Source organism: Bacillus sp. FSL P2-0099 (assembly GCF_038007445.1).
GTDB classification, from domain to species: Bacteria; Bacillota; Bacilli; order Bacillales; family Bacillaceae_G; genus Bacillus_A; species Bacillus_A mycoides.
In genome coordinates, this window is the sequence record NZ_JBBOXE010000001.1 from 2819118 (window position 1) to 2835737 (window position 16620).

At 32.7% G+C, this 16620-nt stretch carries 16 protein-coding genes; 4 read left to right on the forward strand and 12 right to left on the reverse strand.

All coding sequences use genetic code 11. The features are described from left to right. Positions 1-49: 49 nt before the first annotated feature. The 3 genes from MKY90_RS14380 to MKY90_RS14390 form a co-directional block, all read right to left on the reverse strand. On the reverse strand, positions 50-1843 hold the full coding sequence (locus MKY90_RS14380; RefSeq protein WP_098168344.1) for a Xaa-Pro dipeptidyl-peptidase: 1794 nt from the start codon (positions 1841-1843) through the stop codon (positions 50-52). Between the two features lie 136 nt (positions 1844-1979). Then, positions 1980-3356, reverse strand: a complete 1377-nt coding sequence (locus MKY90_RS14385; protein ID WP_002168206.1) for a sensor histidine kinase — start codon at positions 3354-3356, stop codon at positions 1980-1982. Further along, positions 3349-3996, reverse strand: a complete 648-nt coding sequence (locus tag MKY90_RS14390; protein ID WP_000865958.1) for a response regulator transcription factor — start codon at positions 3994-3996, stop codon at positions 3349-3351. The genes MKY90_RS14385 and MKY90_RS14390 overlap by 8 nt, the downstream gene beginning before the upstream one ends. Before the next feature lie 121 nt (positions 3997-4117). Between MKY90_RS14390 and MKY90_RS14395 the strand changes: the two genes are divergently transcribed. Next, entirely contained in the window at positions 4118-4534 is a 417-nt protein-coding gene (locus MKY90_RS14395; protein WP_141506968.1) for a hypothetical protein, read from the forward strand. 44 nt (positions 4535-4578) lie between these two features. On the opposite strand, the gene MKY90_RS14400 is transcribed toward MKY90_RS14395, so the two are convergent. Continuing rightward, on the reverse strand, positions 4579-5076 hold the full coding sequence (locus tag MKY90_RS14400; RefSeq protein WP_098168346.1) for a DinB family protein: 498 nt from the start codon (positions 5074-5076) through the stop codon (positions 4579-4581). A gap of 445 nt (positions 5077-5521) precedes the next feature. Further along, on the reverse strand, positions 5522-6382 hold the full coding sequence (locus tag MKY90_RS14410; RefSeq protein ID WP_098168348.1) for a DegV family protein: 861 nt from the start codon (positions 6380-6382) through the stop codon (positions 5522-5524). 226 nt (positions 6383-6608) lie between these two features. On the opposite strand from MKY90_RS14410, the gene MKY90_RS14415 reads away from it, so the two are divergent. Continuing rightward, positions 6609-7040, forward strand: coding sequence for a GNAT family N-acetyltransferase (locus tag MKY90_RS14415; protein WP_098168349.1), 432 nt, complete (start codon positions 6609-6611; stop codon positions 7038-7040). Between the two features lie 369 nt (positions 7041-7409). Here MKY90_RS14415 and MKY90_RS14420 read toward each other — a convergent pair whose 3' ends face one another. The 3 genes from MKY90_RS14420 to MKY90_RS14430 form a co-directional block, all read right to left on the reverse strand. After that, entirely contained in the window at positions 7410-8645 is a 1236-nt protein-coding gene (locus MKY90_RS14420; protein ID WP_098168350.1) for a BC_2427 family protein, read from the reverse strand. 127 nt (positions 8646-8772) lie between these two features. After that, entirely contained in the window at positions 8773-9468 is a 696-nt protein-coding gene (locus MKY90_RS14425; RefSeq protein ID WP_002013348.1) for a CsxC family protein, read from the reverse strand. 593 nt (positions 9469-10061) lie between these two features. Further along, positions 10062-10832: a GNAT family N-acetyltransferase gene (locus MKY90_RS14430; protein WP_002013350.1), complete on the reverse strand. Its 771-nt coding sequence runs from the start codon at positions 10830-10832 to the stop codon at positions 10062-10064. Between the two features lie 447 nt (positions 10833-11279). On the opposite strand from MKY90_RS14430, the gene ycaC reads away from it, so the two are divergent. Next, positions 11280-11915, forward strand: a complete 636-nt coding sequence (ycaC, locus tag MKY90_RS14435; RefSeq protein ID WP_098168352.1) for an isochorismate family cysteine hydrolase YcaC — start codon at positions 11280-11282, stop codon at positions 11913-11915. A 286-nt stretch (positions 11916-12201) separates the two neighbouring features. Here ycaC and MKY90_RS14440 read toward each other — a convergent pair whose 3' ends face one another. Then, a complete protein-coding gene (locus MKY90_RS14440) occupies positions 12202-12981 on the reverse strand; it encodes a BC_2878 family exosporium-associated protein (RefSeq protein ID WP_098168353.1) in 780 nt (259 codons plus the stop codon). A 255-nt stretch (positions 12982-13236) separates the two neighbouring features. Here MKY90_RS14440 and MKY90_RS14445 point away from each other — a divergent pair, with 255 nt between their 5' ends. Then, complete coding sequence (locus MKY90_RS14445; RefSeq protein ID WP_002032538.1) at positions 13237-13557, forward strand: hypothetical protein; 321 nt, start codon at positions 13237-13239, stop codon at positions 13555-13557. Between the two features lie 54 nt (positions 13558-13611). On the opposite strand, the gene MKY90_RS14450 is transcribed toward MKY90_RS14445, so the two are convergent. The 3 genes from MKY90_RS14450 to MKY90_RS14460 are packed head-to-tail and all read right to left on the reverse strand — an operon-like array spanning position 13612 to position 16614. Then, complete coding sequence (locus tag MKY90_RS14450; RefSeq protein ID WP_012261118.1) at positions 13612-15147, reverse strand: MDR family MFS transporter; 1536 nt, start codon at positions 15145-15147, stop codon at positions 13612-13614. 23 nt (positions 15148-15170) lie between these two features. Next, positions 15171-15878 carry a polymer-forming cytoskeletal protein gene (locus MKY90_RS14455; protein ID WP_016101229.1) on the reverse strand — a complete coding sequence of 236 codons (708 nt, stop codon included), beginning with the start codon at positions 15876-15878 and terminating at the stop codon, positions 15171-15173. A 25-nt stretch (positions 15879-15903) separates the two neighbouring features. Further along, the gene (locus MKY90_RS14460) at positions 15904-16614 is read right to left on the reverse strand and encodes a bactofilin family protein (protein WP_002189907.1); all 711 of its coding nucleotides are present in this window, start codon (positions 16612-16614) and stop codon (positions 15904-15906) included. Positions 16615-16620 lie beyond the last annotated feature (6 nt).

Genomic DNA, 16620 nt, shown 5'->3' on the forward strand with positions numbered 1-16620 from the left:
CGATTATAAACAAAGAGCTTACTATAGTAAGCTCTTTATCAAAAACTATTTATTTCACAATCGGCAATGTCACTTCGCTCAATTTCACCGTTAGCTTCGTTCCTGCTTTCGGTCTAATTGTATAATCGTAATCACTTGCGATTAAAACGACCCCCATTTGATGCCCTGCTTTAAATACATAATCATCTGGCTGCATGTCCCATGTAAATGTGTAATCTTTACCAGGTTGAATCGCTGTTGAATTTTCTATACTATTTAAGTTTTGCGGATCCATCCAACCTCTCGTTACAATTTCAGGCCTCGCTCCGCCATAATCAACAAGTAAAGCTGTTAAATTTGAAACAGATCGATCAATATTTCCTGTTATTGAAATTTTAGGCGTACCACTTATTCGTATATCTTTTTGCAGTACAGGCATTGTATATACTAATCGATTCGCTATTTCTAACTCAGGGTTTTCTACTAGTTGATTTGACTTTATTTTAGCATCATCTACTAATGAGAAAACATTGTTTACTGATCCCATACTTAATGGTAGATTGACTGCTTTATTACTTAAATACATACGGACTTTTGATGGTACAGCTGCTGGATCTGGCCAATTTTTTATTTTTTGCCACGATTTATTTTCACGTTGTACATCTACCATCGGTTCATCCATAATTCCATTTTCAATTCCATATAACCAATAATCGAACCATTTATTTTGGGTTTGTTGCCAGTTATTACTTGATGTTCCGCCATGTCCACCTTGATGTAACCACATTTTACGAGGAACATTATTTTTGCCAAGAGCTTCCCACCACTGTGCGAACTGCTTCGTTTTTACATTCCAATCATTTAAACCGTGAACAACAAACACACTAGCCTTCACATTCTTAACATCTTTTACATAGTTACGTTTATCCCAAAAATCGTTATAATCGCCTGTTTTACGATCTTGTCCAGCTGTTAGTTCTTTAATAATTTGCCCGCAAACTTCAGGGTTCTTTCTTGTTAGTACTGCTTCTGCCATATTATCTGTATCTTCTCCCTGATATCCACCTGGCGCAATAACCGCCCCATTTGCACGATAATAATCATACCAGCTACTAATCGCTGCGATTGGAATAATTGTTTTTAACCCTTCCACTCCTGTCGTTGCGACAGCATTCGGTAACGTACCATTATAAGAAACTCCTGTCATTCCTACATTTCCCGTAGACCAATTTGCATTTACTTCCTTACCATCCTCTGTATATGCTTTTGCACGCCCATTTACCCAATCAATGACAGACTTCGTCCCTAGTATTTCTTGTTCATCTCCAGTTGTCGGACATCCATCTGATTTTCCAGTTCCGATACTTTCGCCTAAAATAACTGCATATCCTCTCGGAACATAATAATTACCATACGACCCAAGATTAACTGCCCCATACGGTTTTCCTTCATACGCATACAATTCTTCATCAACATTATAAACAGGCACATCTTTTAATCCAGATCGATATGGACTCATTTCATATATAACAGGAACTTTTACATTTGATTCTGTCTTTGGACGCATAACTTTAATCGATACTCGATCTTTCCTACCATCTCTATCACTATCGACTTCTGTCTCTACAAATAAATTTTCAATAATTGCTTCATCAAGAGAATAGATTGGTTTTGTCATCCCATTTTCCAATTGAATTTTTGTGTTTGGAGTTAAAGCTTCTGAAACTTGACCATTTAACTTAATATCACTCCCTTTTACAGAGCTCCCTTCATTTTCTGCATGTGCAGTCATACTAGAAACTCCTGAAGTAATTGTTAAAGATAATATAGCTGAAAGTGTTATTGCTAATTTCTTTTTCCTCATGCCCTTCCCTCCCCATATATTCCTTCTTTTACTATACATTAAAAATGCAGAAAATTCAGTTTATATTTCGTAGAAAGTTGAGAATTTTGTAAAACATTCGAATCTTTCAAGATAATAGAAAAGGAACTAATAACAATTAGTTCCTTTCTATATACATATAAAATTGTATTTCTCCATCTTCTACCGAAACTCCGTATTCAAAACCATGTCTTTCTAATATACTTTTTACAATCGCTAATCCTAATCCAGTACCTGATTTTTCTTTACTGCGAGAAGACTCTAATACGTAAAAAGGCTCCCAAATTTTATCTATCTCTTTAATTCCCTCAGCAGCAATACCATTTTGAATTTGAAAATACACAATGCCATTTTTCTCTTCTAATATGATTTTTATATTTTGATTCGTTGTATATTTTATCGCATTAGAAATTAAATTTTGAAAGACCATTCTCATTTTATTTAAATCAGCATAAACAATCGTGTCACCAACACTATAGTCCACTTGCAACTTGATTTCTTTCGACTCCAGTTCAATCTTATGCTTATCTATTATACTTTGTACTAGTGGTTCAATAGGGAATTCTTCTTTTTGTAAAATATCTCTTTCTAGTTTAGAAAATCGCAATAACTCTTCAATTAAATTTGAAATTTGATCTGTTTGTTTAATGATTGTATCAACATATGTGCCATCATCTAAACCGTCTTTTATTCCCATAGAATATGCTTTTACTAATGCGATTGGTGTTTTTAATTCATGAGTTACATCGCCCATAAATCGTTTTAAGTGGTCATTTCGATCTGTTAAATCTTGATGTGCTTCATGTAATTTATCACTCATAATGTTTATACTATTTGCTAAATCACCTATTTCATCATTCGTTTTAACTTTCGTCCGTTTAAATTTCAGACGTGAAATATCTTCTGCGACATCACTCAATTCATTCAGTGGTGTAGTGATTGTTTTTGAAAAAATCCAGACGAGCACGATAATAAGAAATAGTGAGAATCCCAAAATGTATATATAAAATGAGTTAAGCGTTTTAATTACTTCATTGGAATGTGCGATAGAAACTCCTACTAAAATCAACATATCATCTTTCGCAATGTATTTCGCAAAAAAACTAGATTTTATCTTTTCTTGATCATATATTTTATTCGATTGTCCGATGTTCTTCACTTTCGTAATTTCTTCTTTTGTAATCCAAAGTTTATTCAATGCAACTCTCTTTTTTGTAAGTTGCATGCGTAATTCTTCATTAATAGCATCTTCTGAACTATTTATTGATGTATACGCAATCGTAACATTACCTTCATTTTCAATATGATTTATAGCATCATCCAGTTCTTTACGCGGTATTGACTGGATTTGCGCTGTAATGCCTTCTAAGCTTTCGCGTGTTTTGTGCACATTATATTTTGGTAAAAAATAGTTAATTAATAATAAAGAGATGGCAAAAATAAGGATGACTGTTAAAGAGATGCTGAAAAATAACTTTTTACCGAGTTTATTCACACTCTTCCTCCAAACTGTATCCTAAACCGCGATGTGTCTTTATAATATTTTCTCCTATTTTTTTACGTAATCTTCTTACATGCGTATCAACCGTTCGCTCTTCCCCAAAATAATCAAATCCCCAGACGATATCTAACAACTTTTTCCTCGTTAAAATCGTGCCTTTGTGATTTAAAAAGCACTTTATTAATTGTAATTCTGTCTTTGTAATGTCTAATTCTTTCTCATTTTTATATACTTTATTTTTGGTGAAATCTATTTTTAAATCTTGAACTTGAATAACATCTTCATGCTGTACAAGCTTTTTCGCTCGCGTAATTAGCACTCCTGGGTGAAATGGTTTTTTCACATACTCATCTGCCCCGCTTTGAAGAGCTGCTAATTCATCTTCACTTTCACTTTTCGCAGTAAGCATTAATACTTTTACACTCGAATTCTTTTTTATTTCCTGACAGACAGTAATACCACTACTTTTCGGCATCATCCAGTCTAAAATAGCTAAGTCAATTTTCTCATCATAAAATATTTGAAGTGCTTCCTCTCCATCTTTTGCTAATAAAACTTCGAAGCCTTCTTTTTCAAAATACGCTTTTAAAATTTTCAGCATATCTTGTTCATCATCTGCGATTAATACTTTCATTACATTTCCTCCATTACTTATAAACAAATATCAATTTTATCATACAACTTCTTTGTTACATCAATGTGACATAAAAATATTTACAACGTTTGAGGGTATAGTAAGTGTGAGGTGTTGTTTCATGTTCAAAAAAATAGGAGTCATTACTCTTCTCTTCTTTTTATTATCAACAAATGCGTTCGCAAATACAAATAAACAAATTGAAGTATTTGATTGTAAAAAAGAAATGGTCGTTCAAAAACAATCTTTAGATCCAGCTATTCAAAAAGAAGCTGTTCAATATGCTAAATCCATTACTGGCTCGTTCAAAAACTTAAATGTCGTTCCGAAAGATGGACATATGATAAAAATCCCATTATCGAAACCTGTTCCTATTACAAATCAATGGTTACATACAACAATCGATGAAGTACTCATCCTTCTCCCACTTAATGAAAAACCTTACATTATGCTTTACGATGATGAGAATAATCCACATTTTTATTATGTAAAAGGTGATCCGAAAACTTTATTGAAACAAATGAATGTTAAATTATAATTAATTAAAGATCCCGCAAGTATCATTCGCGGGATCTTTCTTTATCAGTTAACAACTTGATTTTCATTTAAAAAATTAATAATCTGCCTTTTGTGATGGTTATCGTGATCTACGAATTCTTTAATAATATATATTAGAGAGTACGGCATTCCAGTATGAGGACAATATGATACTCCATTGGCAGTTAAATGTTCCTTTAGCTTTCCAATAGACAGTCGGTTAAGCTCTTGAACAAGTAAATCTCTTTTAGCTTGTGCTTCTTCAAGAAGTTTTATCTTAGATATACCTGACTTTGCATAATTAGAGGCTTGTTTATTATATGTATCAAAGTCAGGGAACTCCATTCCCTGTCTATCTCTCACTGATGATAATGTCTCACGTAAAAGATAGTCATCCCAATTCATAATATGAGATACAATCTCACCAATAGTCCATTTCCCCTCTGATATTGGCGCTGTCCACAATTCTTCTTTCATACCTTTCAATGTGGTTATCCATATTGAATAATCTTTAAAATCATTAATAATTTTATTTTCTCCCATCATCTAATCCCCATTCTAATAGTAGATTTAGATAAATTATACCATAAATCTACACACGAAAGAACAAACGTTCTTATCAGTTGATAAATAATAATTCCCTGCATCCTTTTATCTAAGTTTAGATAATGGCTCGTTCCTACATACAATTAGTTTGTCGAATTATTCAGTAAATACGAAAGGATGACAAATATGATTATAAAACCTAAAAACCATTCAACACGAAAAATAGTAAGATATTCTGGAGGATCCGCAACTCTTTTAATACTAGCATCCTTCCTTTATCAGTGGAACAATGGTTTAGTAGTTGATGATACTGAAACATTTAGTTTAATACTAGCCTTCACTTGTTTCCTTTATACCTTCTTACCTAAAAAACAAAGCACTCATAAATAATAAATTCTATATTTAATTTAAAGAAAAAAGGATTGATCAAAAGATCAATCCTTTACTCTACTTCATTTAAGAAGAACAATGTTAACGCACCTGGTCCTGTATGCGCTCCGATTGCGGCTCCAATTGTATTTACGATAAATACTTCACAGCCAAATCTTTCAGTAATTAATGCTTTTAATGCTTCGGCCGTTTCTAAATCATCACCGTGAGTCATACCGATTGTTTGACCTTTAAGGTCTTTCCCGCGCTCTTCCATAATATCAACAATTCGGCTTAATACTTTCTTTTTCCCTCGTACCTTTTCAAGTGGTATAAGTTTTCCTTCATCCACATTTAAGATTGGCTTAATGTTTAGCAAACCACCGATGAAACCGGCTACTTTACTTAAACGTCCACCTCTAACAAGGTACTGTAAGTCAGCTACAGTGAAGATATGCTCCATATGCTCCATTAGAAAAGCGACACGGTTTAATATTTCTTCTTTTGATGCGCCCTCTTTTGCCATTTTTGCAGCCTCTAATACGACAATACCCTGACCGAGTGAGGCACATTTTGTATCGATAATTTCTAAATCTAAATCAGTGTATGTTTCTTTCACTTCTTTTTTAATGAGAACTGACGATTGATATGTACCAGACAATTCAGATGAAAAAGCTAAATATATACAAGGGTTACCTTCTTTTGCATAGGAAACAAATTTTTCTTGGAATGTTTCAAGTGAAGGCAATGACGTTTTATAAACTGCGCCTTCTCTCATTTTTTGCAGTAATGTAACCGATTTTAATGTAACCCCATCTAAATACTCTGTTTCTGCTTCATCATATACACGGAGTGGAATTAAATCAATATCATATGCTTGCAGCAATTCTACCGGTAAATCCGCCGCACTATCCGTAATGATTTTAACGCCCATTTTTAAACCTCTATTCTGTTATAAATATATAAAAAAATAAAATAAAAATATTACTTTTAAATTATATACGTAAAACTTAAATGAAGAAAGGAAAAGACTTTATATTGTATGCACTATTATTCAAAACTTGAACTGCAAATAAAAATGATTTCATTTTAACCTCTTTTTACAAGTTATTACACTGTGTATAATGAGAATATTACATTTTTTCTGAGGGAGGATACATATGAGTATTCAACTAGCTACATCTAATGATTTAGAATGGATTAATAATCACTATGAATCGATAGGATTTGTACCAAGTGATTTAACACGAGACACAGCTGCGATCATTACATATAACAACGAGTATGCAGGTGTTGGACGTTTAGTCCAAATAGATGAAGGTACTATTGAAATGGGCGGAATTTTTATTCTCCCTAAATTTAGAGGTCTACAATTAGCTGGGAAACTCGTTTCATTTTTAGTACAAACTGCGAAAAAATTACAAATACAAAATGTGTATTGTCTTCCTTTTGAAGAACTAGAAAGCTTTTATAAAAAATACGGCTATACTGAAGTCGATACTACGAAAGAAGTTGTCCACCCAATTATTCTAAAAAAATATAATTGGTGTTTGGAAAATTACGATAAACATGTTTTACTATTTAAATTGTGAGTTTTGTAAAAAAGGAGTGAATATACTTTACATTACACCCTAGGTTATAAGATGTAATTATCTATGTTATTTAATTAGCTTCATTAATCAAACAACATTTACGCCAATTTTATGTCCGTTTTAAATAAGTGTTAGCAAGAACGTTTACAAACTTGTTAGCACTTTTTTAAAGCATAAACCTGAAGAAATTCATACGATTAAGTAACTATCCTAGCTAGCAACAATATCATCCTTCATAAATATGAAAATGAATTCATTGAAGATAAACTGTTTGGAGGATATTCTATAGCACTGAATGATTTACAAAAGAATACGCATCGATACGCTACGAATAAAAATAATGAGCTAATCAAGGGAATATAATCATTTTTATGTAATTCGCACTTGTACTTCCTGTTCTTGTATCACTTGAATGATTAATTCCAATATAATATTTTGTACTAACTGATACACATTGTCATGAAATGTACTTTGTTCTGATATGTATTCAATACATTGATATATATATCCTTCTACCAATAAGCTCCCTTTTTCAACTTTAAATGTATTTTGTCCATTCTTTTTTACTTGTGGTACTAAAAATTCGGTTTTTGTCAAAATAATCTCCTGTTCCACCTCTTTTATTCCTATGACTTTTTCTTTAAATATAACTTTTTCTCGTAAACTAATTTCACCTTTATATCTTCCTATTTCTATTGGTAGTCTCGCTGTTATATAATTACTTACTTCTCCCCCATTTTCACTCTCTAATATTATGCTGTGAATAGGAATCCATGAAGATGTCTCTACCTTATTCTCTTCATTATTCCCTTTAACTTTTTGATTATATAATTCAACAAGCACTCTCTTTTCATGAAGATTTAAAAAAACTAATTTACAATAAGCCTCCGAATGATACTGTTGCACTGTAGTTAATAACTTAGAATCTAATTCACGCCCCTCCGCATCTTTTTCATTTCGAAATACAAATGCATCTTGATTTTTCACATTTATTTTTGGAAATACTTTAAAGCTAGACACTTCTGAAATAATAGAAAATGGCGTTTTCACTACCATTGAATGCACTGAAGTCTCTATTTTTGATCCTAAACCTATACTTTCTCTCTTTGATTCAGTTTCTTCACTTTTTTTCTCTGATTCATTTGCTACTTCTACTTTCTCTAATCCAATCACTTTATTTTCTTTTGCTGGTTCAGTCTCTTCACTTTCTTTGTTTGATTCAATTGCTATTTCTTCTTTCTCTAATTCTCTTTCTTCATATTCTTTTACTGATTCAATTTTCACCTCTTCTTCCTCTAATCCAATCGCTTTATTTTCTTTTGTTAATCCAGTTTTTTCACTCTCTTTCTCTATTCCAATTACTTTATCTTCTTTTTTTGACTCTGTTTCTTTACTTTCTTTCTCTATCCCCATTGCTTTATCTTCTTTTTTTGACTCTGTTTCTTTACTTTCTTCCTCTATTCCCATTGCTTTATCTTCTTTTTTTGACTCTGTTTCTTTACTTTCCTTTTTTTCTCTTATTTCGCGCGAATCATCTTGAACATTCAGCATTTTCCATTTGTAAACTTTGTTCCATATTTCCTTACCAACCCATGGCTTATTCATCACCATCCCCCCATCTGATGAAATTCATAAAAATATGCTTTTTGTACGCGACCATTCCATCATTATATATGTTTTATAATAATAAAAAAGACATTGTCTTTTTATTAAAGACAATGCTTTTTTAGTCTTATACTTGTACTTGTTGTACTTGTAAAACTTTTAAAGTAAGATCTAGTACAATTTTTTCACGAAGAGTTCCAAATGGCTCGTTTAATTCTGTTGGACAAGGTGAAAAGTCTAATTCGAAAAATTGTGCGCTTACTAATTCACAATATGGTTGTTCATTATAAAAAACTGTATTTTCGAAGAAGTATTTGTCTAAACGTGGTAAATCACCATTTTTAGGATTAATAAAGTGAGATGTAGTATCTGAGGAAGAAGCTACTACAGCTTGTGATAGAAAATCAGCTGCTGTTAAATCTGCAAAACCAGAAAATGGAACATTTGCAATACGATCATATAGCACTCCATTACACTCATCATTTGCATATTCAATATTTTTACGAATATATCCTTGTACAAATAATTTTGCTCTTGTAACTCGGCGGTAATTTGTACCTGGTACTGGAGTAAATGCTACAGGAACTAACTTACATTGTGTTAAAAATACATTTTTTAACACACGTTTAATCTCAGTTGCTGGAGGATCTAATGAAATATCAGATTCTACAACAATTTGAATTGTTCTTTCTGCTAATACAACTGGTATTTTTACAATCGGTGTTCCTGGAGTAAGAATTGGTGTTGCAGCTGCATCACTTAATGGCGTTTGAGTTTGTCCATCTACCTGACATGGTACATTAATTGGGCATTGTTCGCTCATATTTTATAATCTCCTTTATACAATATTTTGGAGTTTTTTAACTCTCTATACTGTATATGTATCTCTTCTATTAATGCGTGGGTTTGTATAATAGTTACTTTCATCATTTACAAAAAAATAGCAAATTTATTGTTAGTTAAACACACATAACTTAATATATTAAGCCTTTATGATTATCTACCTATATAAAAAGAGAATTTCTGAACCCTCATCGTGGAAGTAGGAACTGATGTGTTAATTATATTCACTAGTAATAGAAGAAAAATCAATATTAGTATCACTCTACTGTTGAAAAAAATAAAAACCGACTAAAAAAAGTCGGTTTTTATACCCAAATTCTTGCGGAATCCCTTCATCCTTATCATTAATATCATTGTTTTATTCTCAAATTTTTCACTAAAATTTATCAACTCTTCTTAGGAAACCAATCTTGTCGTCATTCTTTTCCCTTAATTTCATTTATTAACATCTCTTTTAATACCTTTTTATCTTTGGATAGTTTAGTTTTTGTTTGCAATTATAAAAAATAAGACTACTAAACGTTAATTTACTAGTCTTATGACATTGTACAATCCGTACACGCTCCCGTTCATTCACTTATTATTTACAAAATAAGTATCATATGCCTTATCAAAAACATACCCTAGCTTTTCTGCTAATTTGACAGAAGTACTATTCGCTGCGTCCCAGTTTGGATACCTCCCCTTTTCTAAACAATCCAATATTAAGGTCGCACAAACTACAGTTGCCAATCCCTTTCTTCTATGATCAAGATCAGTAGCAACTTCAATTTCAATACCATCATTATAAATACTATATGATGATGCACCGCATACGACTTCTCCATTATACAAAATGCTATAACCTATACCTCGATTTACATAATCATCTATTGATCGAAATTGACTTGTAAAATCTTCAGAAACGTTGTGTAATGTTGGATTATTTGCGATATGCTCATCTATTTTTCTTAATTCATATCCTTTTGGAAGTGCAGTTATAAAAGATTGTAATTTTGAGCGATTAAACACTTCTGCATTTCTTTTAAATTTATATCGTAAAAACTTATCTATTTTTCTTTCATGGAATGTTTCTAAACGCTTTTTCCATTGATCACTATTTACGATTACTAAAATTCTTTCAGGGATGTTACGTAATAACTCTTCTGTCTCTTTTGCATTTGGATCCCCAGCGTAAAATGTGAAAATCCCTACCGTAATTTGCGCTACTGTCGGGTTTTCAAGATCGTTCACCCAGGCATTGCCCATATGTCCTTGTAAATAAGAAAGTAGAACAACATTATTAAAATCCTCGAACATAGAAACTAATTTTTTTCTTGTATGTATTTTTGCCTCATATATCATTTACATTCCCGCTTTCTTTAAAATCAACTAGACTCAACATTTTCATGAGTTAACTTTTATTAGTATTCTTATACACACTTATTTATTTTCTAAGTAAATGTCTATGAAACTCAACTCTAAAATATCAAATGATTATAAATTATACATAAATTCAATTTTATTATAACATCTAATTTCATTGAAATGATTTACCAATCAAGAATTGCTATTTTCAGATTCATTTTAATCCTCATATCTCATTTTCTATTTACAGGTAAAAACATTACTATTTACTCAATAAATACATTGTTCACCAAAACGAAAAATTTGTAATTCCTCAACATAAAATAAAAGCATCTTAATATTCTAATGAAACCTATTTATTGATAAATTTTTGCATGTATACCAAATCAAGATTAATAACTGTAAGATTGATTTATAAATAAACTTTTTAAGGGGGATTATTAAATGTCTGATTTGTATTCTCGTCTTTCAAAAAGTGATGCCGCGGTTCTTCTAGTGGATCATCAAACAGGTCTTATTTCCAGTCTAGTGCGTGACTATGGTGTTGATGAATTCAAGAATAATGTTTTAGCTCTTGCGAATACCGCTAAGTTTTTTGATTTACCTGTTATTTTAACAACTAGCTTCGAAGACGGTCCTAATGGTCCACTCATGCAGCAATTAATCGAACTATTTCCAAATGCGCCTAAAATAGCGCGTCCTGGACAAATTAACGCGTGGGACAATGATGAATTTGTAAAAGCTATTGAAGCAACCGGTAAAAAACAGTTAATTATCGCAGGTGTCGTTACTGATGTTTGTGTTGCGTTCCCAGCTCTATCAGCTATAAATGCAGGGTATGAGGTATTTGTTGTAACGGATGCATCTGGAACTTTTAGTAAACAAGTTGCTGATGCTGCCCTTATGCGCATGGCTCACGGAGGAGTCCATCTAATGAATTGGTTTAGCGTTGCAGCAGAATTACAGCGTGACTGGCGAAATGATGTTGAAGGCTTTGGAGCTTTACTTGCTAAGCATCTTCCAAGTTATCAAAATATCATCGGAAGCTATATGGGAGCTCAAAAAGAATTTAGTAAATAAATTAATTCTTGATTAAACTTGATATCAATTTTGAATAACTATGTAAACTCAATAAACACTACCAATAGCTATTTTACATAATTAAGAAAAGGGCTGCTTTAATAGCCCTTTTCTTAATTGCTTTACCAATATTGTATGTTCCTCCGTCACTATATTTAAATTACAAATAGCAATTATTAGTACAACTAGCCATCCTATTTACTTCTAACATCCATACTAACAAAGCGATTTCTTCCGTTACTACAATCCGCCTCGTATATTTTAAGAGGATTAATCAATAGGTACGTTATAGCTCCTTCTTAGAAATAAAAGATTCCGTCGCACCATTTTTATATATTTTGGTCAACTTAATAATCGACTTGTACGTATTATTGTCATCCACTATCATTTTTTTCATCTCTTCTATTTCGGCATTGCCAGTTCCACTCTCTATTTTTAAACAGTTCGAAATGGAAAGGTATCCGCTTGATACTAAAATAATAATAAAAGTAACATCAGGGAAATTAATAAATAGCAATCCATAGTTCAAAGGATCCCCAGCTGGATGCGATAAAAGCAATCGGAAATCTAGTAGTTCTGGCACTTGAACAAAATCTTTAGAAACAATCGCTTCACCTACTATTGTAATTTGCTTTACTACATTCCCAAGTTCATCTGTAAATTCAATACATCTAGGCGCATCAATTGTTTTTGCTTGTAGAGATAAATTCAATTCAGAATTATAAAAATCGAAAAAGAGTGTACTTCCCTCCGTTAAACACTGTGGACAAACATTTCCAAGGAGACTAAAATCCTCTTCAATAAATTTAACTTTCGCTTTACAACTACACACTTTTCCTATTCGAATCGCATCAATCCTTGAACAATCTACAAATATTACCTCATTGTCTTCTTGTGCAAATGAAACTATACCTTTTATCTCATTAAATGAAATGAAATATGATACAACTATTTCGTTTCCGTCTATTGTGATACTCTCAATCCTAGAATAAGGATCTAAACTTTTCAAAAATTCACATATACTATTTTGACAACATTGACAATTTCGTTTCGGCTCGCAATCCACTTACATTCAATCCCTTCCCTATATGTTTTTATCTAATACACATAATATGAGCGGGATATATGAAAAGCTTGGACAATATAATTTTAACGTAAGGATATAATTAGTTACGCCTAACATCAATATGGAAATTACACCAATAATAAGTAATAACACATAATTTTTACTATAAATACATATAACAATTTCATCTTTCAATGAAAAAGCGTTATAATGAGATGCAGCCTCTAAGATTACGTAATAAAGGAGATTAAAACAATGACTAAAATTAAAGTATATCAAGTAAAAGAAGAAAATATGGAAGCAGTAAAAAACATCATTGATGTTGAGGAACAAAACCCAACTGCTGAGAACTTACAAAATCTATATACATGTGTATTAGATACTGAAGATATGGCATTACCTGAATCATACGTTGAAGAAGATATCTTAATTGATTCTATGGAAGTTATGGTTAACGCTTCTCAAAGCAAGCTAAGAGACTTAGGTACATATGATGTAATCGAAGTTCAAAACAAAGGTAAGAAAACACAAATTTTATTATTAGCAGACGAAGAATACGAAATTATCGAAGGCTAATTCGACTCCGTACATAAGAAAAAGCTCCTTTCAAAATTGAAAGGAGCTTTTTCTTTATGCTTTTGATGTTTCACTTTTCACCTTGTTTTGTTCTTTTTTATATACCATGCGCTCATTTCCCATAAAGAAAACGAATACGAACGCTAAACTTGCGGGGACTAACGCCCACATAAATGTCTGAACGATTGAACTAGAGAGAGCTTCAATAATTTTATCTAATATTTGCGGCGGAATTTGAGATCTTGCCGATTCTGATAGAATAGCTCTTGAATCTCCTAAAGCGTTTGTATTCATTCCCCCGCTCATACCTTTAAACGATTCTTCTAATTGATCCTGGAAACCAGTTCTTTGAATCATTCCGAAGATTGTAATACCAAGTGTCATACCTAATGAACGAATGAAGTTACTCGTTGAAGTCGCAGAACCGCGTTGCTCCATACCGAAGTTATGAATAGCAGCCATACTTAGTACAGAGAATGAGAAACCAACTCCAAAACCGATAATAACCATATAAATTGTTAATAATATACGACTTGTTTCTGGCGTTAATGTACTTAATAAGAATAATCCGATTAGCATAATTACAGCAGAAATAATCATAATGTTTCGGTAGCTAAGTTTCGATGTTAAAAATCCACCTAACTGCGCTGTAACTACTGATCCTAACATCATTGGTAATAACAATAATCCTGAGTTTGTTGCCGTACCACCGTATACACCTTGAATAAATAACGGAATGTACACAGTTGCTGACATAAATGCCGCCCCGTAACATAAGGCAATGATTGTACTCATTCCGAATAGACGTTGTTTAAACATCTCAAATGAAATGATTGGTTCTTCTACTTTTCGTTCAATAACAATAAAAGCAATTACTAAAATAGCGAACCCAGCAAATAAACTTAAAATAAAGCTAGAATCCCAATCATACTTTTGTCCGCCTAATTCTAAGGCGAACATTAAACAAACTACTGCACCAACTAAAGTAATTGCGCCAAACCAATCAATCTTTTGTTCTCTATGAACTCGTGACTCTTTATAAAATAATGTAATAAAAATAAGTGCTAAAATTCCAAGTGGTAAGTTAATATAAAACACCCAGTGCCAGCTAATATAATCCGTAATATATGCGCCAAGTAATGGCCCGAAAATACTTGATAAACCAAATACTGCTCCGAATAAACCACCCATTTTCCCGCGCTTTTCTGGAGGGAAAATATCAAAAACGATAGTAAATGCGATCGGCACTAGTGCCCCGCCGCCAATACCTTGAATGGCACGATAAATACCTAACTGTGTAATATTTTCAGCAGTACCACAAAGTGCCGAACCAATCATAAAGACGATTAAACCGAAAATAAAGAATCTCTTTCTACCATACATATCTGATAGTTTACCGAAAATCGGCATACCTGCCATTTCTGCAACCATATATGCAGAAACAACCCATACAAAGTTTTCAAGACCTCCTAAATCACCAACGATTGTTCCCATCGCTGTTACGACAATGGTATTATCCATTGATGCCATTAAAATCCCTAGCAATAAGCCCGCCACAACAAAACCGAGCTTATTATTCTTCTCAACCATAACCTTGCTCTCCCTCATACTACTTATATTTGTTTATGTTCTTTTACGACTGCATTACCTTTCTGATTAAAACTAGTGTGATATTCTACTACACTAATTTCACAGCCAGGGCCAATTATAACATGATTTCCTCTTACTACGTCTGCTATTGTATGTTCTAAATAAATATCATCCCCTTCAATAATTGATGTTTGAAGGCTTCCTGCATGACTTGTAAAAGGAATAAATCTCGCTTTTTTACGTACTGTAATCTTTTTCCCACCGATTTCTCTCACTTTACTTCCTTCATAACGAAGTGAGATTTCAATATTTTCAGCATTAAGCAAACCATCACTTTCAAGACCACCAGTTAGTAATAATTCCTCTACTTCTATATCTCCCTTTACATTTAAAGCGCCTTTCACATCTACGAAATCACCGGATAGCTTCCCTTTAAATTCTATCATACCTCTAACTTTTGTTTTATTAATTTGTCCGTCGCCTTGTACTTGGGCATTGCCATATACTTTTACATATTCCGCCTCCATATTCCCCTGTACTTCACTATCTCCATACACGACATAATTTTTCGCTTTCATATTGCCACGTACTTCACTCGTACCATACGTTTTAAAATCATTACAACTCATATGATTAGAGATTGTTCCCTCGCCGCGTATCTTTACTTTGTTATAATCTCCACCTGCTGAGCTACCTGATCCATTTACAGTAAGACTATGTTGATTTTCCATACCGATTCCTCTCTCCCTTTTAAACTTAAACTTGCTTAATTTCTTTTACATTTGCACTTTTATCAACAGTAAGAACCCCAGTATATTCAATTAGTTCAATCTCACAGTTCGGCCCTACAGTAACATTGTTTCCCCTTACTGTTTTAATGTGAGCATAATCAATATCGATATTGTCACCTTCTAGCAGTTCAGCTTCTAACTGTAAGCCAAATACTGTTTTAAATAGTCTACTAAAAGCACTCAATCTATGTTTTACTTTAATGGTTTGGCCACCAATTTCTTTCGCTCTACATGTACCATGAATATTTATATTAATTTCATCTGCGCTTAATAATCCACCAACTGTAAATTGCCCTTCTGAAGAAAAAATATCAACTTCACAATTACCATCAATCGTCGCTTGACCATTGATTTTAAATTCTTCACCAGTTACATTACCACCTATCGTCCCTTTTCCTGCAATTTTTAAAGTGGTCGCCTTTACATCTTGTGTAATTGTCCCTTTCCCATCGATTCGCATCATTTCCGCACTAACTGTACCCTCAACTTTACCTGATCCGCTAATTCTCGCATCGCTACTTTTCAAATCACCAGTAACAATTCCGTAACCATTACATTCAAATTGGTCGCACTCAACGTTTCCATTAACAGTTCCTTTTCCATTTAGTTGCACTTTATGAAACTCTCCACCGTTTGATGAACCATATCCGTTTATAATTAAATTTTCTGTACGCATTATTTC

Coding starts and splice junctions, on each gene's coding strand:
- MKY90_RS14450 (WP_012261118.1), bottom strand. CDS start 15,147: ATGGTTGAGAAGAATAATAAGCTCGGTTTTGTTGTGGCGGGCTTATTG.
- MKY90_RS14460 (WP_002189907.1), bottom strand. CDS start 16,614: ATGCGTACAGAAAATTTAATTATAAACGGATATGGTTCATCAAACGGT.
- ycaC (WP_098168352.1), top strand. CDS start 11,280: ATGTCTGATTTGTATTCTCGTCTTTCAAAAAGTGATGCCGCGGTTCTT.
- MKY90_RS14420 (WP_098168350.1), bottom strand. CDS start 8,645: ATGAATAAGCCATGGGTTGGTAAGGAAATATGGAACAAAGTTTACAAA.
- MKY90_RS14430 (WP_002013350.1), bottom strand. CDS start 10,832: ATGATATATGAGGCAAAAATACATACAAGAAAAAAATTAGTTTCTATG.
- MKY90_RS14455 (WP_016101229.1), bottom strand. CDS start 15,878: ATGGAAAATCAACATAGTCTTACTGTAAATGGATCAGGTAGCTCAGCA.
- MKY90_RS14425 (WP_002013348.1), bottom strand. CDS start 9,468: ATGAGCGAACAATGCCCAATTAATGTACCATGTCAGGTAGATGGACAA.
- MKY90_RS14380 (WP_098168344.1), bottom strand. CDS start 1,843: ATGAGGAAAAAGAAATTAGCAATAACACTTTCAGCTATATTATCTTTA.
- MKY90_RS14445 (WP_002032538.1), top strand. CDS start 13,237: ATGACTAAAATTAAAGTATATCAAGTAAAAGAAGAAAATATGGAAGCA.
- MKY90_RS14415 (WP_098168349.1), top strand. CDS start 6,609: ATGAGTATTCAACTAGCTACATCTAATGATTTAGAATGGATTAATAAT.
- MKY90_RS14400 (WP_098168346.1), bottom strand. CDS start 5,076: ATGGGAGAAAATAAAATTATTAATGATTTTAAAGATTATTCAATATGG.
- MKY90_RS14410 (WP_098168348.1), bottom strand. CDS start 6,382: ATGGGCGTTAAAATCATTACGGATAGTGCGGCGGATTTACCGGTAGAA.
- MKY90_RS14395 (WP_141506968.1), top strand. CDS start 4,118: ATGTTCAAAAAAATAGGAGTCATTACTCTTCTCTTCTTTTTATTATCA.
- MKY90_RS14390 (WP_000865958.1), bottom strand. CDS start 3,996: ATGAAAGTATTAATCGCAGATGATGAACAAGATATGCTGAAAATTTTA.